This window comes from Nocardia caishijiensis NBRC 108228 (genome assembly GCF_001612825.1).
Taxonomy (GTDB): Bacteria; Actinomycetota; Actinomycetes; order Mycobacteriales; family Mycobacteriaceae; genus Nocardia; species Nocardia caishijiensis.
On sequence record NZ_BDBE01000008.1, the window covers coordinates 1 to 20,552 of the forward strand.

General features: G+C 68.1%; 18 protein-coding genes and 1 tRNA gene. 14 read left to right on the forward strand and 5 right to left on the reverse strand.

The features are described 5' to 3' along the window. Window positions 1-23 precede the first annotated feature (23 nt). Window positions 24-881, forward strand: a complete 858-nt coding sequence (locus tag NC7_RS01900) for a hypothetical protein (RefSeq protein WP_067978011.1) — start codon at window positions 24-26, stop codon at window positions 879-881. Beyond that, entirely contained in the window at window positions 878-1,894 is a 1,017-nt protein-coding gene (locus tag NC7_RS01905) for a DUF4129 domain-containing protein (RefSeq protein ID WP_067978014.1), read from the forward strand. Before NC7_RS01900 ends, NC7_RS01905 begins: the two co-directional genes overlap by 4 nt. A 95-nt stretch (window positions 1,895-1,989) precedes the next feature. Here NC7_RS01905 and NC7_RS01910 read toward each other — a convergent pair whose 3' ends face one another. Continuing rightward, on the reverse strand, window positions 1,990-2,976 hold the full coding sequence (locus NC7_RS01910) for an RNA-guided endonuclease InsQ/TnpB family protein (protein ID WP_067978016.1): 987 nt from the start codon (window positions 2,974-2,976) through the stop codon (window positions 1,990-1,992). An 89-nt stretch (window positions 2,977-3,065) separates the two neighbouring features. Here NC7_RS01910 and NC7_RS01915 point away from each other — a divergent pair, with 89 nt between their 5' ends. Further along, complete coding sequence (locus tag NC7_RS01915; protein WP_067644085.1) at window positions 3,066-4,052, forward strand: AAA family ATPase; 987 nt, start codon at window positions 3,066-3,068, stop codon at window positions 4,050-4,052. Between the two features lie 2 nt (window positions 4,053-4,054). Next, window positions 4,055-5,350 (forward strand): DUF58 domain-containing protein, encoded by a 1,296-nt coding sequence (locus tag NC7_RS01920; protein WP_067978017.1) that lies wholly within the window; start codon window positions 4,055-4,057, stop codon window positions 5,348-5,350. 92 nt (window positions 5,351-5,442) lie between these two features. On the opposite strand, the gene NC7_RS01925 is transcribed toward NC7_RS01920, so the two are convergent. Further along, on the reverse strand, window positions 5,443-6,189 hold the full coding sequence (locus tag NC7_RS01925) for an RDD family protein (protein WP_067978019.1): 747 nt from the start codon (window positions 6,187-6,189) through the stop codon (window positions 5,443-5,445). 18 nt (window positions 6,190-6,207) lie between these two features. On the opposite strand from NC7_RS01925, the gene NC7_RS01930 reads away from it, so the two are divergent. Further along, window positions 6,208-7,233, forward strand: a complete 1,026-nt coding sequence (locus tag NC7_RS01930) for a stage II sporulation protein M (protein WP_067978021.1) — start codon at window positions 6,208-6,210, stop codon at window positions 7,231-7,233. 690 nt (window positions 7,234-7,923) lie between these two features. After that, the gene (locus NC7_RS01935; protein WP_067978084.1) at window positions 7,924-8,562 is read left to right on the forward strand and encodes a class I SAM-dependent methyltransferase; all 639 of its coding nucleotides are present in this window, start codon (window positions 7,924-7,926) and stop codon (window positions 8,560-8,562) included. Window positions 8,563-8,619: 57 nt separating this feature from the next. Here NC7_RS01935 and NC7_RS01940 read toward each other — a convergent pair. Beyond that, window positions 8,620-8,702 (reverse strand) — tRNA-Leu (locus NC7_RS01940). A gap of 217 nt (window positions 8,703-8,919) precedes the next feature. Here NC7_RS01940 and NC7_RS01945 point away from each other — a divergent pair. The 8 genes from NC7_RS01945 (at window position 8,920) to NC7_RS01980 (ending at window position 19,229) form a co-directional block, all read left to right on the forward strand. Further along, window positions 8,920-10,314, forward strand: a complete 1,395-nt coding sequence (locus tag NC7_RS01945) for an FHA domain-containing protein (RefSeq protein WP_067978023.1) — start codon at window positions 8,920-8,922, stop codon at window positions 10,312-10,314. A 165-nt stretch (window positions 10,315-10,479) separates the two neighbouring features. Continuing rightward, the gene (locus NC7_RS01950) at window positions 10,480-10,956 is read left to right on the forward strand and encodes an FHA domain-containing protein FhaB/FipA (RefSeq protein ID WP_067978025.1); all 477 of its coding nucleotides are present in this window, start codon (window positions 10,480-10,482) and stop codon (window positions 10,954-10,956) included. After that, entirely contained in the window at window positions 10,953-12,392 is a 1,440-nt protein-coding gene (locus NC7_RS01955) for a PP2C family protein-serine/threonine phosphatase (protein WP_067978026.1), read from the forward strand. The genes NC7_RS01950 and NC7_RS01955 overlap by 4 nt, the downstream gene beginning before the upstream one ends. Further along, window positions 12,392-13,864, forward strand: a complete 1,473-nt coding sequence (locus tag NC7_RS01960; protein ID WP_067978028.1) for an FtsW/RodA/SpoVE family cell cycle protein — start codon at window positions 12,392-12,394, stop codon at window positions 13,862-13,864. Before NC7_RS01955 ends, NC7_RS01960 begins: the two co-directional genes overlap by 1 nt. Further along, window positions 13,861-15,324: a peptidoglycan D,D-transpeptidase FtsI family protein gene (locus NC7_RS01965; protein ID WP_067978030.1), complete on the forward strand. Its 1,464-nt coding sequence runs from the start codon at window positions 13,861-13,863 to the stop codon at window positions 15,322-15,324. The genes NC7_RS01960 and NC7_RS01965 overlap by 4 nt, the downstream gene beginning before the upstream one ends. A gap of 37 nt (window positions 15,325-15,361) precedes the next feature. Next, on the forward strand, window positions 15,362-16,858 hold the full coding sequence (locus NC7_RS01970) for a protein kinase domain-containing protein (protein ID WP_067978031.1): 1,497 nt from the start codon (window positions 15,362-15,364) through the stop codon (window positions 16,856-16,858). Continuing rightward, on the forward strand, window positions 16,855-18,744 hold the full coding sequence (pknB, locus tag NC7_RS01975; protein WP_067978033.1) for a Stk1 family PASTA domain-containing Ser/Thr kinase: 1,890 nt from the start codon (window positions 16,855-16,857) through the stop codon (window positions 18,742-18,744). The genes NC7_RS01970 and pknB overlap by 4 nt, the downstream gene beginning before the upstream one ends. Window positions 18,745-18,809: 65 nt before the next feature. Continuing rightward, complete coding sequence (locus tag NC7_RS01980) at window positions 18,810-19,229, forward strand: CBS domain-containing protein (RefSeq protein WP_067495164.1); 420 nt, start codon at window positions 18,810-18,812, stop codon at window positions 19,227-19,229. 6 nt (window positions 19,230-19,235) lie between these two features. Here the strand turns inward: NC7_RS01980 and NC7_RS01985 are convergent, their stop codons facing one another. Together NC7_RS01985 and NC7_RS01990 are read right to left on the reverse strand one after the other, a co-directional pair. Continuing rightward, window positions 19,236-19,694 carry a deaminase gene (locus tag NC7_RS01985; RefSeq protein ID WP_255285034.1) on the reverse strand — a complete coding sequence of 153 codons (459 nt, stop codon included), beginning with the start codon at window positions 19,692-19,694 and terminating at the stop codon, window positions 19,236-19,238. Window positions 19,695-19,825: 131 nt separating this feature from the next. Then, on the reverse strand, window positions 19,826-20,500 hold the full coding sequence (locus NC7_RS01990; protein WP_236573175.1) for a RibD family protein: 675 nt from the start codon (window positions 20,498-20,500) through the stop codon (window positions 19,826-19,828). Window positions 20,501-20,552 lie beyond the last annotated feature (52 nt).

Genomic DNA, 20,552 nt, shown 5'->3' on the forward strand with positions numbered 1-20,552 from the left:
AAAAACACAGCTAGACTCGCCCCGTGCGTCCTGCCCCACGGGTCGGCGGCGTCGGGGCGGGTATAGATCCGGCACGACCGCCGACGATCCCCCTCCGCCCCCTGCGTTTCCGCGAACTGCTCGACGAGCCATTCGCCCTGATCCAGGCCAACATCCGCCCCCTGTCCGCGCTCGCAGGCGCGACGCTCGTCCTGGCCGTCCTCGGTGTGCTCGGCACGACGGGCCTGGTCTCCCACCTCACCGACGGCTCCGACGCGGGCACCGGGTGGGCGGTGGTGCTGGCGACGGCCGCGTTCGGTTGGCTGTCCCGGTTGGTGTTGCGTGGGGTGAGCATCGCCGTGTCGGTGGCCGACTTGTCCGGAACACCCACCGACCTCAGGTCCGGGATCCGCACGGCAGCGCACCACGGCGGACCGCTGGTGATCGCGCAGATCATGTTCTCGCTCATCGGCATCGGTGTGCTCACGGTCGGCAGCCTGCTGATCATCACCTATCCCCTCGCGCTGATCTGGTTGTCGAATCTGCGCGCGCGCCGGTTCGTCGTCGAGCCGACGATCATCGCCGAGCACACCGGTTACCGGGCGGCGGTTGCCCGCTCGAAAGACCTGGTCGAGGGCGCCGCTTGGACCATCGGTGGCCTGTGGCTCACCCAGCGGCTGCTGTTCGGCGTGCTCGCTGTGCCCGCGTTCGGTATCCCCTTCTTCCTGTCCGACTTCTCCGGCACCCACCGGTGGGCGTTCATCACGTTGGTGGTTGGCGGTGTGCTGCTGGTGGTGACGGTCGCCGAGATCGTCGAGGCGACCAGCCGGGTGCTCTGCTATGTCGACCGCCGCTGTGTCCGCGAGGGACTCGACATCCACATTCCGGGTGAGAGCCGATGAACGACAACCACTTCGGTCCCCCGCCGCCGCCCCGTCTCGGCCCGGCCGCCGACCATCGCGCCGAGGCCGAGAACGCCGCGGGGCGCCGCGATTTCGACCGGGCCGTGCGGGAACGGTTCCGCGCGGTGCTGCGTGGTCTGGAGCAGAACGGCAGCCTGCCGGTCCGCCGGTCGCGCACCGCGCGGGAAACCGCCGCCGACGCGACCCTCGCGCTCCCACCGGAGCGGTCCGCCGAATTGCATCCGGCGGCGAGCACTTTCGACGAGGTCGTCTACGGTGGCCGCCGCGCCACCGAGGACGAATACCGGCATCTCGAATACGCCGACCGATACTCCCAGCACGCGCCGCCGCCGGTCGACGAACCGGTCGACATCGAGATCGTCGACACCGAACCCGCACCGCGCAGGCAACTTCCGTCGCTGCCCGCGATCCTGCGCAATCCCCGCTTCTGGGCCGTTCTCGCGGGCATCCTGTTCCTCGGTGTGCTGCTGTACGCGGGCCTGCAGTCCTGCGGCGCCCCGAACGCACCCACTCCGCCCGACGCGCCACCTGACATCGACAGCCCACCCGATCGCCCCGACGACCTCCCCGATCCCGTCGGCAGCGATTCGATTTTCAGCACCATGCCGGGCTGGCTGACCTACGGCGGACTGCAACTGCTCATCGCCTTCGCCGTCGTGGTGTGGTGGCGGGCCCGCAGGCGCGGCGCGCTGGTCGGCGAACCGCGCCCGGTGGAAGTGGCCGCCAACGAGCTGCTCGCCGGGCAGGCCGGGCTGTACCGCCGCTCCGGCGACGTGGCCTATGTGGCCCACATCCTGCGCTCGGCGACCCTGCGCCGAATCCGCCCGCGCCTCGGCGAACAGTCCGACGACCAACTCGTCGCGACCATCGCCACCCGCCTCAACACGCCGCCATCCCGAATCGGCACCGTACTGTTCGGCCCGGTGCCCGACGAAACCACCCTGTACCACGTTGCCGCACACCTCGAATGGATCGAGACGGAGCTCGGTTGACATCTCCTCGTCCTGACGGACGCGGATTCCTGCTTCATCATCAGCTGCCAGAAAGGAGAACTCCTATGCGGACTTACACCGACTCCACAGGCGTTTCATCTCTCTGCCAGCCCGGCAGCGAGGATATTGCGAGCGGCGTTCACATCGCGGTCATGGACCACACCGCAACGTCGGCACGTCCACTCCCGCACGCTCAACAGCAGCTTCTCCCCCAGAGCGCCGCAGTGCGAACACACTCGGGTCGACGGATACCAGCGATCCACCACAAGTACCTCTCGGCCGTACCAGTCGGCCTTGTACTCGAGCATGGTGCGAAATTGACGCCAACTCGCGTCCGAGATCGCCCGAGCGAGAGTGTGATTAGCGACCATGTTCCGTACCGTCAAGTCCTCGATCGCAACCGCTTGGTTGTCGCGGATCAGCCTCGTGGACAGTTTGCGCAGGAAGTCGATTCGCCGGTCGGAGCGCTCGTGGCGCGGATTGGTGATCGTCTCGCCCGTGGACAGCGCGGCCAGGGAATTGAGACCGAGGTCCACGCCGACGGTATTCGCCGAGACCGGCAGCGCGGTGATCTTTTCTTCGACGAGCAGGGACACGAACCACCGGCCCGCACTGTCACGAGAGACCGTCACGGTCGATGGCGCCGCACCCTCGGGCAATACTCGCGACCAACGAATGTCGAGTGGCTCGGTCATCTTCGCCAGGGTGAGTTGTCCCTCGCGCCAGCGGAACCCGGATCGGGTGTACTCGGCCGAGGCTCGCGACCGCTTGCGCGACTTGAACCTGGGGTAGTGGGCACGCTTGGCGAAGAACGCCGCGAATGCCGCCTGCTGATGCCGCAACGGCACCGACGACACTTCGTTCAGGAACGCGAGATCCTCGGACCTCTTCCATCCGGTCAGTTCGGCGGAAGCCTGCACATACGTTGTGGACTTCGACTCGGTGGCATACCGCCGCTGGCGTGCATCGAGAGCTTTGTTCCACACCACACGCACGCACCCGAACGTGCGCGACAGCTCCGCAGCCTGCTCGTGCGAGGGGTAGCAGCGAAACTTGTACGCCCGCTTCACCACCTTCCCCATCTCTCACACAATACTGTGCACATCTGTAAAGAAAGGGGGATGGCGCTTCCTCCCGACCTAGAAGAGCGGGTACCCGCGCCGAACTAGTGATGACCGACAACACTGTCCTGCAGAAGACGCCGACCGCGGCTGAGGCCGGGGCGGCGCTGGCCGCCTTGCGTACCGAGATCGGTAAGGCGGTGGTCGGGAACGATCAGGCCGTGCTGTATCTGGTGCTCGCGCTGCTGTGCCGTGGGCACGTGCTGTTGGAGGGTGTGCCGGGGGTGGCGAAGACGCTGCTGGTGCGCGCGCTGGCCACCTCGCTCGACCTCGAGCACGCCCGCGTGCAGTTCACCCCCGACCTGATGCCGGGTGATGTCACCGGGTCGCAGATCTACGACCCGCATTCGGCCGAGTTCACCTTCCGGCAGGGCCCGGTGTTCACCAACCTGCTGCTGGCCGACGAGATCAACCGCACCCCACCGAAAACCCAGTCCTCACTGTTGGAGTCGATGGAGGAGCGCCAGGTTTCGGTGGACGGTCAGCCGCGGCCGCTGCCCGACCCGTTCGTCGTGATCGCCACCCAGAACCCGATCGAGCAGGAGGGCACCTATCCCCTGCCCGAGGCGCAGCTCGACCGGTTCCTGTTCAAGGTCGACATCCGGCTACCCGAACGCGACGACGAGTTCCGCATCCTGCAACGCCATGCGAACGGCTTCGACCCGCGCGACCTCGGCGCGGCCGGGTTGCGCCCGGTCGCCGGGCCCGCGCACATCGCCGCCGCGCGCGCCGCCGTCGGCCAGGTGACGGTGAGTCCTGAGGTGCTCGCCTACATCGTCGACCTGTGCCGGGCCACCCGCTCCTCGCCCGCCGTCGCCCACGGTGCCTCGACCCGTGGCGCCACCGCGCTGCTCGCCGCGGCTCGCGCCTTCGCCTGGCTGAACGGACGCGGATACGTGACCCCCGATGATGTGAAAACCGTCGCGGTTCCGGTGCTTCGGCACCGTTTGCAGTTGCGCCCGGAGGCCGAGCTGGACGGGGTGAGCGCCGAGGGAGTGCTCGCGTCGTTGCTCGGCTCGGTGCCGGTTCCGGTGTAGCGGTGGTCGTCACAGGTCGGTTCGCGCTGCTCGCCGCTGCGGCGGGTGCGCTGGTGATGTTCGGCGTCCCGTCGTTCGGTGGCGTGCTCGGCGCGAGCGCGCTGCTGCTCGTGGTGCTGCTGATCGATGTGGCACTGGCCGCCCGCCCCGGCGAGCTGACGGTGACGCGCGAACCGTTGACCGTCGTCCGGCTCGGCCGGGAGGCGGAAGTCGAACTGGCCGTGACCAATACGGGCTCGACGACAGCTCGCGGTCTGCTGTGGGACGCGTGGCCCGAGAGCGCGCGCGCCGAATACCGCACTCGCCGGGTGACTTTGGCACCGAATACCCGAATCCGATTCCGTACCAGGCTGAATCCGGTGTATCGCGGTGACCGGGTGGCCGGTCCGGTGACCCTGCGACTGCTCGGACCGCTCGGCATGGCCGGACGGCAGGCCCGCGTCGAGGCACCCGCGCGCGTGCGCGCGCTGCCCGCCTTCCGCAGCGAACGTCTGCTGCGGTCGAAGGTGAAGCGACTGCACCACCTCGAGGGGCGCAATGTCGCCAACACCCGTGGTCAGGGCACCGAATTCGATTCGTTCCGGGAGTACGTGACCGGCGACGACGTACGCAGCATCGACTGGCGGGCCACCGCACGCGCCACCGATGTGCTCGTGCGCACCTGGCGGCCCGAACGCAACCGGCACATGCTCATGGTGCTCGACACCGGCCGGGTCAGCGCGGGGCGAGTGGGTGATGGCACCCGGCTGGACTGTGCGATCGAAGCCGCCCTGCTGCTCGGCGGGCTGGCAGGCGCGGCGGGCGACACCGTCGACCTGCTGGCCTACGACCGCTCGGTGCGTGCGGAGGTGACCGGAGCCGGTGGCGCGGGACTGCCGATGAAACTCATGCACACCCTCGCCGGGGTCACCCCGCGGCTTGTGGATACCGACACCGACGGCCTGGTTCGCACCGTGCTGGCCCGGGTGCGCAGGCGGGCGCTGATCGTGTGGTTCACCAGTCTGGACGGACCGACGGTCAGCGAACACCTGCTGCCCGCACTGCCGACACTCACCCGACGGCACCGGGTGCTGGTCGTCTCGGTGACCGACCCCGACATCGCCGCCGCCGCTCGCGACCGGGAAACCGCCGATGCCGTCTACACCTCGGCCGCCGCCGAGACCGTGCTTGCCGAGCGTGCGGTGGTACGGGAATCCCTGCGCAGGCGCGGGGTCGCGGTGGTCACCGCGGCGCCGGATCAGCTGCCGGAGGCGCTGGCCGACGAGTACCTCGAGCTCAAGCGGTCCGGCTCGCTCTGAGTTGTGGACAGCCGGAGTTTCCACCGGCACTCACAGTTCATGCACCGATTCACCAACAGGTTGTCCACAGGGCGAGCCTGTGGAGAACTTCTTCAGCGCAGCGAAAGCTGCTGGCGCCGAGCCAGAATCGCGCCGATCACGTGGTACGGGGGATAACCGGCGGGCACCTGGGTGCGGACCGCCGCGCACATCGACTCGGCCAGTTTCGTCCCCAGGTGGTGCTGGGCGGCCGGGGTGAGGGTGCGCAGCCTGGTGAGGTACTGGCGTGCGGCCGTCGCGAGGTCGTCGGACAGGCCGGTCGGGTCGAGCTGCGCCGCCCAGCCGGTGAGCCACGGTGGAGCGGCCGCCAGCGCGGGCCGGGGAAGCTGCTGACGGGTGTGCACAACCACCGTGCCCGCGAGCACGTCGCCCACGCGCCTGCCCTCGCGGGAGCACAGCGAGGTGATCACCGCGACCGCGCCGAAGCCACCGAGCATCCAGAAGTCGACGATCGCCCCGGCCAGACCACGGGTGAGCGCGTGCCGGAAGTCGGTCGGACCGGCATCGGTGCGGACGACCCGCAGCCCGAACGCCATCTTCCCCAACGACCTTCCCCGCGTGAGAGTTTCGCTGCACACCGGATAGCCGACCAGCACGGTCACGACGGTGACCACCCCGAGCACCGAGAACCACGCCTCGTCGGCGGAGGCCGAGAACAGGACGAGCATTCCGGCATAGAACAGGCAGATGGCCAGCGTCAGTTGCAGCATCACGTCGAGCAGGAAGGCGCCCGCACGGCTGGGGATACGCGCGATGGGAAGTTCGAGCGCCACGGCTTCGCCGGTGGTGAATTCGGCCATGTGGCTAGCATTCCCGATATGGACACCGATGCCTACAGCTGGGCGCGTCAACGGTCGTGGTATCGGCTGGATCAACTGGTCCGTCAGCGCAGGCTCACCGGGGCCGAGGCCGACGAACTGATCGCCCTGTACCGCTCGGCGTCGCAGCAGTTGGCCAAACTGCAGGGCCATCGCGCCGACCCGGAGGTGCTCGCCGGACTCAGCGCCCTGCTCGCTCGCGCGCGGGGTCGCGTGCTCGCGGCCCGTTCCCAGCCGTGGCGCGAGATCGGCCGGTTCTTCACCAGGGGCTTTCCGGCGGCTGTGTACAGAGCGTGGCCGTGGTGGTTGGGGACAACCGCGATCTTCCTGCTCGTCAGCACGGTGATCGCGGTGCTTGTGGACAACTCCGCGAGCGCCCGCGAGGCCCTGGGGATTCCCGAGGGCGACCTCTCGATCATCACCGGACCTGGGGGTTCGTTCGAAACCTACTACTCCGAACACCCCAACGACGCCTTCGCGGCCAAGGTGTGGACCCACAATTCCTGGGTGTCGGCGATCGCCCTGTTCACCGGGGTGCTGATCCTCCCGGCTGTGTATGCCCTGTTCATGAACGCGCTGAATCTGGGGATAACCGGTGGATTGATGGCCGACGCCGGTCGGCTCGACTCGTTCTTCGGTTTCATCCTTCCCCACGGCACGCTCGAACTCACCGCACTGTTCGTGGCGGGGGGTGTCGGCCTGAAGCTCGGCTGGACGCTGGTCGATCCCGGGCGGCGCAGCCGGGCCGCCGCGATGGCACGGCAGGGCCGGGCCACTGCCACGGTCGCGCTCGGTCTGGTCGTGGTGCTGCTGGTGTGTGGGCTGCTCGAGGGCTTCGTGACGCCGAGCGGCCTGCCCGCGCCGATGCGCATCGCCCTGGGATTCCTGGCCGAGGGATTGTTCCTCGCCTACGTGTTCGTGGTCGGACGCCGGGTCGCCGAGGAGCAGGACGCCGCCGCGGCGCTGCCCGAGGCGATGCCGGATCCGGCTCTGCGATGGCTGCCGAATGCCCCCGCACGGGTGTGATCACGCATCTGTACGTGCATTTGTGCGGCAGGCAACTCCGAGCACACCTCGGCTGTGAGCCCACTGGGCAATCGACAGCTACGCAAGGTTACGAGTTGGTGAACTCCCCCGATTTGAGTTCCGCTGGCCGCAGCGAGTCGAGCTCGAGCTGCGGCCAGCGTTGCCGTTAACTGTACACAATCGTTATGCCCATGCAACCCCCAACGCGCAGGTTAGGGGTATCGAATGCGGCTCCGCGAAGGCGTGTGAAGTGCGCGGTCTCCACAAGTACAGCTAACTCCTGGCGCTTCGCGAGGACAGCCGTCACGCGCACCGGGAATTCACCTTCGGCAAACCTGGGACCGTCAGTCCCATGCGTTCGGCAGGACAGTTGCCGCGGGTTGCCCGGATGCCCGAACAGATCCGCGACATAGTCGATCACCTGCGACAATGACAACCGAATTTCGGTTTGCGCGATTCTCGACGCTTTAAAAGAAACCTTAAGTTTGTTTACAAGGCTGCAAACATGATCGACAACTAGCAATCAGGTCGAATCACCTGCCATACAGCAACTTACTGCGCGGCTGACAAGTTGCGCAGAGCCCGCCGAACGGCGCGAGACGGGCAGTGAAACAGCTGGAAGACGGCTCGATTTCCGCGCTGTGATCTTCGCCTCATCGGCCCGCGAGGGTGAACCCCTACGATGACGAGATGACCGGGGTCAAGGACCGTTTGCTCAGCGTCGTCGCCGACCAGCTCGGCAATCCGCACGGACCACTCGGCAAGGTGGTTGCCTTCGCGCTCAACCGGGGGAACAAACGCGCCATCGCCGGTGCCGTCGACGGCACCGCCGCGGCCGCGGGCGCGGAGGTGGCCGATATCGGGTTCGGGGGCGGCGCCGGTCTGGCGCTGTTGCTCGAGCGGGTGGGCGCCGACGGTGTGGTCCACGGCATCGAACCGTCGCCCGACATGATCGCGCGCGCCCGCGGCACCTATGCCATGGAGGTGGCCGAGGATCGGCTGATGCTCACCGAGGGCACCCTCACCGCCTTGCCGTTGCCCGATGCGAGCCTGGACGCGGCGATCACGGTGAACACCATCTACTTCCTCGACGATCTGCCTGCCGCGTGCACCGAACTCGACCGTGTGCTCCGGCCGGGCGGCACCGCCGTGATCGGCGTCGGCGATCCCGACGGGATGGCCCGAATGCCCTTCACCCCTTATGGATTCAGGCTGCGTCCGGTCGCCGAGGTGGTCGGAGCCCTGTCGGGAGCGGGCTTCACCGTCGAACAGCGTACCCTCCCCGGGCCGCCGTTCCCCTTCCATCTGCTCGTGGCACGCAAGGAGTGAGCGTCCCCGGAAACGACAAGAGGCCCGATCCCGTGGGATCGAGCCTCTTGTCTCGAGTGGGCGAAGGGGGACTTGAACCCCCACGTCCTTACGGACACTGGCACCTGAAGCCAGCGCGTCTGCCATTCCGCCACTCGCCCGAGCGACTGGAAAAATCTAACATGCCCTCCGGGTGAAAATAAAATCGGGCCGCTGACCTGCGGTGATGCGACGCCTTCCGGCTCGGGAACCGGGGCGCCGCGCCGGGAGTTACCTGGTAGGAGGATCGTGGATATCATGCAAGGAACGTGGTCGGGTTCGGACACGCCGTAAAGGGCACTCCGACTGGACGGACACGCGCACCGAAGGGAGGGCTTGATGGGCATCGTGTCGAGATTCGAACGGCGCTTGCAGAGCGCTGTCGGTGACGTGTTCGCGAGGGTGTTCGGCGGCAGCGTCGTTCCCCAGGAGGTAGAGGCCGCGCTGCAGCGCGAAGCCGCAGATCGGATCCAGGATCTGGAGGGCGGGCATCAGCTCGCGCCCAACAGTTACGTGATCACGATCAACGAATCAGATTTCGGGAAACTCGACGCAGATCACGACCTGACGACCAAGGCGTTCGCCAAACATCTGCAGGATTACATCCGCGAGCAGGGCTGGCAGACCTACGGCGAAGTGCACGTGGCGTTCGAGGCATCACCTACGCTGCACACCGGAATGTTCAGAGCGAGCGGCCGCGTCGACCCCGATGCCGGTCGCGGGACCGTCCCACCTCGCCCCGGACCGCCACAACGACCCGCACACCCGCAACCAGGAGCTGGCCCCATGACGCACAACTCAGGCTACGAGCCAAGCCGAGAGCCCGCGGAGTCCGATCCACGCAACCGCGGGTACGCACCGCCGCCCGCCGCGCCTGGGGCTCCCTATCCCGACGACTACGGCCGCGCGGGCGGCGGCTACGGCGCGCCCGAGGGCCAGCCCGGCTACGACGCCGCCTACGGCCAGCAGGGCGGCGAGTACCACAACGGGTACGACCAGGCCCCGCAGCAGGGCGGGTACGGCCAGCCCGGGTACGGCCAGCAGGGCTACGCCGACCAGGGCTACGACCAGCAGGGCGGCTACGGCCAGCAGGCCTACAGCCAGCAGGGCGGGTACGGGCAGTCCGGTTACGCCGACCCCGGCTACGACCAACAGGGTGGGTACGGCCAGCAGGGCTACGCCGACCCACAGCAGGGCTACGGGCAGCAGGGTGGATACGGCCAGCAGGGCTACGCCGAGCCCGGCTACGACCAGCAAGGTGGGTACGGCCAGAACGGTTACGCCGAGCCCGGCTACGGTCAGTCCTCCGGTTACGGCGCCCAGGCTGCCGGTTACGCCGAGCCCGCCTACGAGGAGCCCGCGGGCTACGGCCAGCAGGGCGGGTACGCCCAGCCGCAACCCGGCTACGGCCAGGCCGCGGGCGGTTACGGTGCCCCGGCCCAATCCAGCTACTCGGCCACCCTGCAGCTCGACGACGGCAGCGGCCGCACCTACCAGCTGCGTGAGGGTTCCAACATCATCGGTCGCGGCCAGGACGCGCACTTCCGGCTGCCCGACACCGGTGTGTCGCGGCGCCACATCGAGGTGCGCTGGGACGGTCAGACCGCGATGCTCTCCGACCTGGGTTCCACCAACGGGACGCTGGTCAACGGCTCGCCGGTACAGGACTGGCAGCTCGCCGACGGCGACGTCATCCGGGCCGGACATTCCGAGATCCTGATCAGGATCGTCTGATCCCGTAAGCTGCGCGGTGCAGGTCACGTGTCGACGCCGTCGGCCCTATGATGCTGCCATCACACGCACGGCCCCGACCTCGGGGCCCGCAAGCCAGCACGCTGGTGGGGGTCACTTCGTCCCCTGCCGTACCGACGTACCCGGGCGAACAGGAGGTGGAACGCCGTGCAGGGACTGATCCTGCAATTGACCCGCGCGGGGTTCCTGCTGCTGCTCTGGTTGTTCGTCTGGGCCGTTCTGCGGACCTTGCGCAGCGATATCTACGCGGCATCCGGCATCCGGATACAGCCGAGGCCCGCACGCGGAGCGCGTGGTTCCATCGGTCTGCCATCCCTGAGCCGAGGCCAGAAGGGCGCCAAGTATCTAGTGGTGACTCATGGTTCACTAGCCGGCACTCGGATCACACTCGGCACGCAGCCGGTCCTCATCGGCCGCGCCGACGATTCGACGCTGGTACTCACCGACGACTACGCCTCGACCAGGCACGCGCGACTGTCTCAGCGTGGTGACGACTGGTACGTGGAAGACCTCGGTTCCACCAACGGCACGTATCTCGACCGCGCGAAAGTCACCACCGCCGTCCGTGTTCCGCTCGGCACTCCTGTCCGGGTCGGCAAAACAGTGATCGAGCTGCGATCGTGACACTTGTGCTGCGCTACACCGCGCGAAGCGACCGCGGACTCGTCCGGGGCAACAACGAGGATTCGGTCTACGCGGGCGCACGCCTGCTGGCCCTCGCCGACGGCATGGGCGGCCATGCCGCCGGTGAAGTCGCCTCCCAGCTGATGATCGCCGCGCTGGCGCATCTCGACGACGACGAGCCCGGCGAGGACATCCTCGGCAAGCTCGACCGCGCCACCCGCTCCGGCAATGCCGCCATCGCCGACCACGTCGAGGCCGAACCCGAACTCGACGGCATGGGCACCACGCTCACCGCCGTCCTGTTCGCCGGGCGCAAGCTCGGCATGGTGCACATCGGCGACTCGCGTGCCTACATGCTGCGCGACGGCGAACTCACCCAGATCACCCGCGACGACACCTTCGTGCAGTCGCTGGTCGACGAGGGCCGCATCACGCCCGAGCAGGCGCACACCCACCCGCAGCGGTCACTCATCATGCGTGCCCTCACCGGCAACGAGATCGAGCCGACGCTCATCATGCGCGAAGCCCGCGCCGGTGACCGTTATCTGCTGTGCTCCGACGGACTCTCGGACGTGGTGAGCGACGAGACCATCGGCAACACCATGCGCGAGGGCAACACCGACGAGTGCGCCGACCGGCTCATCGAATTGGCTTTGCGCTCAGGCGGGCCCGACAATGTCACCGTCGTGGTCGCCGATGTGATCGACCTCGACTACGGGCAGAGTCATCCGATCGTCGCGGGCGCCGCCTCCACCGAGGAGGAGGAAGACGCGCCGCCGCCCAACACCGCCGCGGGCCGCGCCGCCGCCATGCGCCCGCCGCGCGCCCAGCCGCGCCGGGCCGCGGCCGCTCCCCCGCCGCCGGAGACCAAGTCGCACAAGCTGCGCTGGCTGCTGCTGTCGGTGGCGCTGATCGTGGCCGTCGCGGTGGGACTCGTAGTGGGCTACAAGATGATTCGCAGCAACTACTACGTGGGCGCCGACAACGACCAGGTGGTCGTGATGCGCGGGCTGCCCGGTTCGATCCTCGGCTACGCCATCCACGATGTGGAGCTCACCGCCTGCGTCAACAGCAAGAACGAGATCACCCTGCTCGAGGTCGGCGCCACCGCACCGAACGGCTGCAAGAAGCTGATGGTGAGCGATCTCAAGCAGACCGGCCGCGACCAGGTGGAACGCAGCCTGCCGCCGGATTCGCTCGCCCAGGCGCGCGAGAGCATGCGACTGCTGACCGGTGAGGTGCTCGATCCGTGCGCCAAGAAGGAATCGGTGCCGCAGCCGGGTGTGCTGCCCACCGAGGCACCGCCCGCCACTCCGGCGCCCGGGCCCGGTGACCAGCCCGCCACGGCGACCCCGACGCCCGCACCGCCAACCACCACACCCGCACCGACACCTTCCCCGCAGATCTCAGGGGAGAACTGCCGGGTGACGGACTGATGTCCGCACCGGCACCGCCGTCGGCGGGGGCGTTCCCCAGTCCCCCAGGCGGATTCGCGCCCGCACCGCCGCCATCGACGCGGCGGAATCAGGAGCTGTTGCTGCTGGCGGGCGCGGCGGGTATCACGACGGTGTCGTTGTTCATCGTCGAGGCGAGCCAGGAGCAGTCGATCACCTGGGACATCGCCAAGTACGGGTTGGCGTTCCTCGCGCTGTTCGGGGTGGCGCACCTGGCGGTTCGCCGGTTCGCGCCGTTCGCCGACCCACTACTGCTACCGATCGTGGCGCTGCTCAACGGTTTGGGTCTCGTCCTGATCCACCGCCTCGATCTCGCCGACGCGCAGCAGGCGGCCTACGAGTCGAGTCCCATCCCGTCCCCGGATGCCAACCAGCAGATCATGTGGACCGGCCTCGGCATCGTCGTGTTCATCAGCTTGCTCATCGTCTTGCGTGACTACCGCACGCTGGCGCGCTACACCTACACACTAGGCCTGGTCGGGCTGATCGCGCTGGCGATTCCGGCCCTGCTGCCGAGCCGGTTCTCCGAAGTCAACGGCGCCAAGATCTGGATCAAACTCCCCGGATTCAGTGTGCAGCCGGGCGAATTCGCCAAGATCCTGCTCATCGTCTTCTTCGCCGGGGTGCTCGTCGCCCAGCGTGACCTGTTCACCGCCGCGGGCAAGCATTTCCTCGGCATGGAGTTCCCGCGTCCGCGCGACCTCGGTCCGGTGCTGATCGTGTGGGTCGTGTGCATCGGCGTGCTCGTGCTCGAAAAGGACCTCGGCACCTCGCTGCTGATCTTCGGCACGGTGCTGGTGATGCTCTACATCGCGACCGAACGGGTGGGCTGGTTGCTCATCGGCGGCGGCCTGCTCGCGCTCGGATTCGTCTTCGCCTATCAGCTTTTCGGGCATGTACGGGTGCGCGTCGACACCTGGCTGCATCCGTTCGACGACTACCACAACACCGGCTACCAGATCTCGCAGTCGCTGTTCGGTTTCGCCACCGGTGGCCTCGCGGGCACGGGCCTGGGCAGTGGGCGACCGCAGCAGGTGCCGTTCGCCAAGACCGATTTCATCGTCACCACCATCGGTGAGGAACTCGGCCTGATCGGCCTGACCGCGGTGCTGATGCTGTTCCTGATCTTCATCGTGCGTGGGCTGCGCACCGCGCTCGCCGTGCGTGACAGTTTCGGCAAGCTGCTCGCGGCGGGCCTGTCGTTCACCATCGCCGTCCAGATCTTCGTCGTGGTCGGCGGTGTCACCAAGCTGATCCCGCTGACCGGTCTTACCACACCGTTCATCTCCTACGGTGGTTCGTCGCTGCTGGCCAACTACGCGCTGCTCGGATTGCTGATCAAGATCTCCGACGCCGCCCGTGCGCCCGCGCCCGCGCGCAAGCGTGCGGCGCCGCCGATCGCGGAGGCGTCGACCGAGTTGTTGCGGAGGCCGGAAGGCAGGGCGAGCGAATGAACACTCCACTACGCCGGGTCGCCGTCGCCGTGATGGTGATGGTCGTCGCGCTGCTGGTGAACGCCACCTATCTGCAGGTGGTCAAGGCCGACGATCTGCGGGCCGACCCGCGCAACGTGCGCGTGCTGCTCGACGAGTACTCGCGGCAGCGCGGCCAGATCTCCGCGGGTGGCACCGTGCTCGCCGGTTCGGTCGCCACCGACGACCGGTACAAGTACCTGCGCCAATACCCGAGCAGCCCACCGGCTTACGCCCCGGTCACTGGGTTCTATTCGATGCAGTACGGCAAGACCGGCATCGAGCTGGCCGAGGACCCGCTGCTCTCGGGCAACGACTCGAGCCTGTTCGGGCGCAGGCTCGTCGACATGTTCTCCGGCCGTGACCCGCGCGGCGCCAACGTGCTCACCACCTTGAACCCGGTGATGCAGCAGGTGGCCTACGACGAGATGACCGCCAAGGGCTACACCGGTTCGGTGGTGGCGATCGAGCCGAGCACCGGCAAGATCCTGACCATGGTCTCCACCCCGAGCTACGACCCCAACGAACTGTCGGGTCACGATGGTGCGGCGGGCCGTGCGGCCTGGGACCGGCTGAAGAACGACCCATCCCAGCCGATGCTCAATCGCGCTGTCTCGCAGACCTACCCGCCCGGTTCCACGTTCAAGGCCGTGGTCACCGCCGCCGCGCTGGCCAACGGCGTGAGCGTGGACGACCAGTTCACCGCCGCCCCGAACATCACCCTGCCCGGTACCAGGACCACACTGGAGAACTACAACGGCGCCACCTGCGGCGACCAGCCGACCGCCTCGCTCACCGAGGCCTTCCGGCGGTCCTGCAACACCGCGTTCGTGGAGCTGGGGATGAAGGTCGGCGCCGCCGAACTCGAGGACCAGGCCGCGGCCTTCGGGATCGGCCCGCACCGGGGTGTCCCGATCCCGGTGGCCGAGTCGACGGTCGGGCCGATCCCTGACAACGCCGCGCTCGGCCAGAGCAGCATCGGTCAGCGCGACGTGGCGGTGACCCCGCTCGACGTCGCCGTGATCGCCGCGACCATCGCCAACGGCGGCTCCCGCATGCAGCCGTACCTGGTGGACCAGACCCAGGCCCCCGACCTGTCGGAGCTGAGTGTGACCGAGCCCTTCTCGGTGGGCCAGGCCGTGAGTCCGCAGGTAGCGTCGAGCCTGGTGAACCTGATGATCGCCTCCGAAGCCAACACCGCGGGCGGCGGCCGGTCGCCCTATCAGATCGCGTCCAAGACCGGCACGGCCGAACACGGCAGCAATCCCCGTAACACCCCACCCCATGCCTGGTATATGGCCTTCGCGCCCGCGCAGAACCCGAAGATCGCCATCGCGGTGATCGTCGAGAACGGCGGAGATCGGGCGCTCGCGGCGACCGGCGGCTCGGTGGCCGCTCCGATCGCCAGGTCGGTACTGGACGCGGGCCTGGCAGGGGGCTGAACGAAATGAGTGTGCGAGTGACAACACGGGGGCCCCGATGCTGAACAACGGCGCCATGATCGCCGACCGCTACCGCCTGCAGCGACTCATCGCCACCGGCGGTATGGGTCAGGTGTGGGAAGCGATGGACACCCGGCTCGACCGTCGGGTGGCGGTCAAGGTCCTCAAGACCGAGTTCTCCGCCGACCCGACCTTCCGTCAGCGTTTCCGGGTCGAGGCACGCACCACCGCGCAGCTCAACGCGCCGGGTATCGCGGGCATCTACGACTACGGCGAGACCACCGACCCGTCCGGCGGCGAGACCGCCTACCTGGTGATGGAGCTGGTGCAGGGCGAACCCCTCAACGCCGTGCTCAATCGCATGGGCAGGCTCTCGGTGATCCAGGGTCTCGACATGCTCGAGCAGACCGGTCGCGCGCTCGAGGTGGCCCACGCGGCCGGTGTGGTGCACCGCGACGTGAAGCCGGGCAACATCCTCGTGACGCCGACCGGTCAGGTGAAGATCACCGACTTCGGTATCGCCAAGGCCGTCGATGCCTCCCCGGTGACCAAGACCGGCATGGTGATGGGCACCGCCCAGTACATCGCCCCCGAACAGGCTGTCGGCGAAGACGCCACCGCCGCCTCGGACGTGTACTCGCTCGGTGTGGTCGGGTACGAGGCCCTCGCCGGTGTCCGCCCGTTCACCGGTGAGGGCGCGATCACCGTCGCCATGAAGCACGTGCGCGACGCGCCGCCGCCGCTGCCCGCCGATCTGCCCGCCAACGTGCACGAGCTGATCGCGATCACCATGGCCAAGGACCCGGCGCAGCGTTACCACAGCGGCGGCGAGTTCGCCGACGCCGTCGCCGCCGTGCGCGCCGGGCACATGCCGCCGCTGCCCGGCGGTGCGGGTGCGTCGATGACCGGCGCCACCCGGGTCCTGCCGCCCGGCCCGACGACGGTGATCCCGGCCGCCGACTACGACGGCGCCACCATGCGCTTCGGCCATCAGCCCGCCGGTCCGACCACCGGGTACACCGGCCCGGCCACGCAGGCCGCCGCGCCCGCCGCCGTCGCCGCGACCAACGACACCAAGAACAACCAGAAATGGCTGATCGCGCTCGGTGTCGGCGCGCTGCTGCTCGGCGGCGGCGTGATCTGGCTGCTGTTCGGCGGTGAGCCCAACCGCGACACCGGCCCGACCACCACCACCGTGCAGACCACCGCGCCGCTGCCGCCGCCGGTGACGACCACCCGGCCGGTACCGCCGCCGGTCACCTCCGACGAGCCCGCGCCGACGCAACCCGCGCGCCCGACGACGACCACGCCGGAACCGACGACGACCACGGAACCGCCGACCACGACGCCGGAACCGACCACGACCAAACCGGACCCGACGACCACCGTCCCCAAGACGACCAAACCCGAGCCGACCACCACGAAACCGGCGGCGGCGACGACCACGCGGGACAAGCCGCGCATCCCCACCTTCGATCTACCATTTCCGAATGAGGACAACAACGCCGTAGGCCCGAACATAGGACAGCAATGACCACCCCGAAGAATCTCTCCTCGCGATACGAGCTTGGCGAGATCATCGGGTTCGGTGGCATGTCCGAGGTGCACAAGGCGCGCGACGTGCGCCTCTCGCGCGATGTCGCGATCAAAGTGCTGCGTGCCGACCTGGCCCGCGACCCCACGTTCTACCTGCGCTTCAAGCGCGAGGCGCAGAACGCGGCCGCGCTGAATCATCCGGCCATCGTCGCGGTGTACGACACCGGCGAGGCCACCGTCGACGACGGGCCGCTGCCCTACATCGTCATGGAGTACGTCGAGGGCGACACCCTGCGCGACATCGTGCGCGGCAAGGGTCCGCTGGCGCCGCGCAAGGCGATGGAGATCGTCGCCGATGTCTGCGCCGCACTCGATTTCAGTCACAAGGCGGGCATCGTCCACCGGGACATGAAGCCCGCCAACATCATGATCAACCGCGCAGGCGCGGTGAAGGTGATGGACTTCGGCATCGCGCGCGCGATCGCCGACAGCTCCAACCCGATGACCCAGACCGCCGCCGTGATCGGTACGGCGCAATACCTTTCGCCGGAGCAGGCGCGCGGCGAGACCGTCGACGCCCGCTCGGACGTGTACTCGGTCGGCTGCGTGCTGTTCGAAATCCTCACCGGTCAGCCACCGTTCACCGGTGACTCGCCGGTGGCGGTCGCCTATCAGCATGTGAAGGAAGATCCGCCGTTACCGTCGTCGGTGAATCCGGCGGTCCCGCGCGAGCTCGATTCGGTGATCCTCAAGGCGATGGCCAAGAATCCGGCCAACCGATACCAGACGGCCGCGGAGATGCGTGCCGACCTGATCCGGGTGCTCGGCGGGCAGAAGCCGAGCGCGCCGATGGTGATGAACGACGACGACTACACCGGCTACGACGAGCCCCCGCCGCGCCGCTTCGTCGATCGCGACGACACGTCCGAGCAGGCCGCTGTCGGGCCGCCCGCCGAGCAGGGCAACCGCACCGGATTGATCGCGCTCGGTGTCGCCGCGGCGCTGGCCGTCGCGTTCGGGATGTTCTGGGTGCTGATCGGCCCGGGCAGCAAGCCCGACCAGGTCGCCGTGCCGGATCTTTCCGGCAAGACCGAGCAGCAGGCCGAATCCGAGCTCGTGAAGGCCGGTTTCAGCGTGGCCGTGCAGCAGAAACCGGACGGCAAGGTGGCGCCGGGCAATGTGATCGCCACCCAGCCGCTCGGTGGGTCGCGCATCGACGAGGGCAGCACTGTCACCCTGCAGGTGTCGACCGGACCCGCGCAGGTCGCGGTGCCGCGCATCCTCGGGATGACCCAGGCCGAGGCCGAGCAGGCGCTGAATTCGACCGGGCTGCAGATGGATCCGAACGTGCAGCGGCGCGCCTCCAGTGTCGCCGACACCGACCGGGTGATCGGGCAGGAACCGACCGCGGGCGTGCGCGTCGACATCGAACAGCCGATTGTCGTCGTCATCGGCAGTGGGCCCGAACAGGTCCGGGTGCCCGATGTGGTCGGCCAGGACATCTCCGTCGCCGAACCGAATCTCACCGTGAGCGCCGGATTCAAGGTCGAGGTCAAAGAGGTGCTCTCGCCCCAGCCGAAGGGGCAGGTGCTCTCCACCAGCCCGGCGGGTGGCAGCAACGCGGAGAAGGGCTCGACCATCACCGTGCAGGTGTCCCTCGGCGACCGCATCACCGTCCCCGACCTGACCGGGCTCACCCCTACTCAGGCGCAGGAGAAGTTGCGGGCGCAGGGCTGGACCGGTCAGCTCAGCCAGACCACGGTCATCACCCTCGACGGCAGTGCCTCGGGCAAGGTCGTCGGGCAGAACCCCCCGGCTGGCTCCTCGGTGACGATGAGCGGAAATGTGATTCTGCAGGTCGGGGCCTCACCCATTCCCCGGTGAGGCCCGCGGGCCTAGACTCGAGCTAGCTCCATCCCACCCAGCACTGCTGAACGAGGAGGTAGCCCATGACCACTGCCAGGGACATCATGAAGCCCGGCGCCCAGTGGATCACCCGCGACGACACGGTGGCGACCGCCGCCGCGGCGATGGCCGATCTCGGTGTCGGCTCGCTCGTCGTCGCCGACGACAACGAACGTATGTGCGGCATCATCACCGACCGCGACATCGTCGTGAAGTGCATCGCGCGCGGCCTGTCACCGGAGCTGACGACCGCGGCCGAACTGTGTGAGGCGACGCCGCGCTGGATCAGCGCCGACGCCGATGTGGAAGACGTGCTCGACCAGATGGAAGACCATCGGGTCAAGCGGATGCCGGTGATCGAGAACAAGCGGCTGGTCGGCATGATCAGCGAGGCCGATCTGGCCCGTCACCTGGACGACAATCAGCTCGGCGAGTTCGTCACCGCCATCTACGGGCGGCCCTGACGCCCGTCAGCTCAGGTCGAGGTGTTCGTTCATCGACCTGGCCGCCTCGGCCAGGTCGGTGAGTTCCACGACTTCCACGCCGTTCGTGCGGAGTTTGTCCACACCCTCGCAGGCGGCGACGAACAGGCTCGGCTCGCGCCAGGCGATGACCACCCTGGGGATACCGGCGGCCAGGATGCGGTCGGTGCAGGGCTGCCGGGTCGCGGTCGCGCGCGTGGAGCACGGCTCGAGGGTGCTGTAGATCGTTGCCCGGGCCAGCCGTGGGTCGTGGGGGTCGAGCTTGTTCAGTGCCGATTCCTCGGCGTGCACCTTCTCGTCGGTCTCGCGTGAGTAGCCGGTGGAGATCTCCACACCGTCGACGACGATGACCGCGCCCACCGAATAGGCCGTGGAACTGGGCGGACACTGCCGGGCCAGCTCGATGGCCCTGTGCATAAAGCGGTGGTCGAGGCTGTCTGTGTGCACGTTTTCCCCTGGCTTCGAAAGTTATCCACAGCCTGTGACAGATGTGGATTCGGTCATGTTCAGGTTGTGCAGTACGCCGGTGGATGAACTGTGAACAGCGGTATTTCCCCAGGTCGGGAGCTGGAATTCGATCACAGGGGCGGTTGGTGAACGAGGTCCGTCGGCGCGCCGACCAGGTAGTTCAGCACAGCGACATCCCCAAGTTGTTCCACATCTGTCAAGCGGAGTCGACGCTGGGGGCCGCCGGGGAACAGGGCAGGACCGACGAAGCGGGGCGCGGCCGCGTCGCCCACCAGAATCGGTGCGATCGCGAGGCGGATCTCGTCCACCAGGTCGGCGGCGAGGAAACCGGTGTGCATGCCGGTGCCGCCTTCGACCATCAGCCTGTGGATATCTCGGGCGGCGAGGTCGTCGAGCAGGGCGGTCAGGTCGAGGGTGTCGCCGAGGCAGACGACCTCGGCGGTGTCACCCAGCCGGTCACCGAGGCGGACCGCGCCCGCCGTGGTGGTGTAGACGAGTTTTGCGCCACCGGTGTGCCAGAAGCGCAACGCCGGGTCCAACTCACCCGACGCGGTGACGGTGATCTTCACCGGATACTCCGGGCGACCCGACGCCACGCGGGTCGCCCGCCGCTCGGCACTGTTCACCAACAACCGGGGATTGTCGACGCGCAGAGTGCCCGCGCCGATCAGGATCGCGTCGGCCTCGGCGCGCAGCCGATCGACCTCGTCGAAGTCGGCGCTGTTGGACAGCAGTAGACGCTGGGCGCTCGCGTCATCGATGTAGCCGTCCAGACTGGTCGCCACGGACAGCAGCACCCACGGCCGACTCGGCGCGACAGCGCTGGGGCCGTCACTT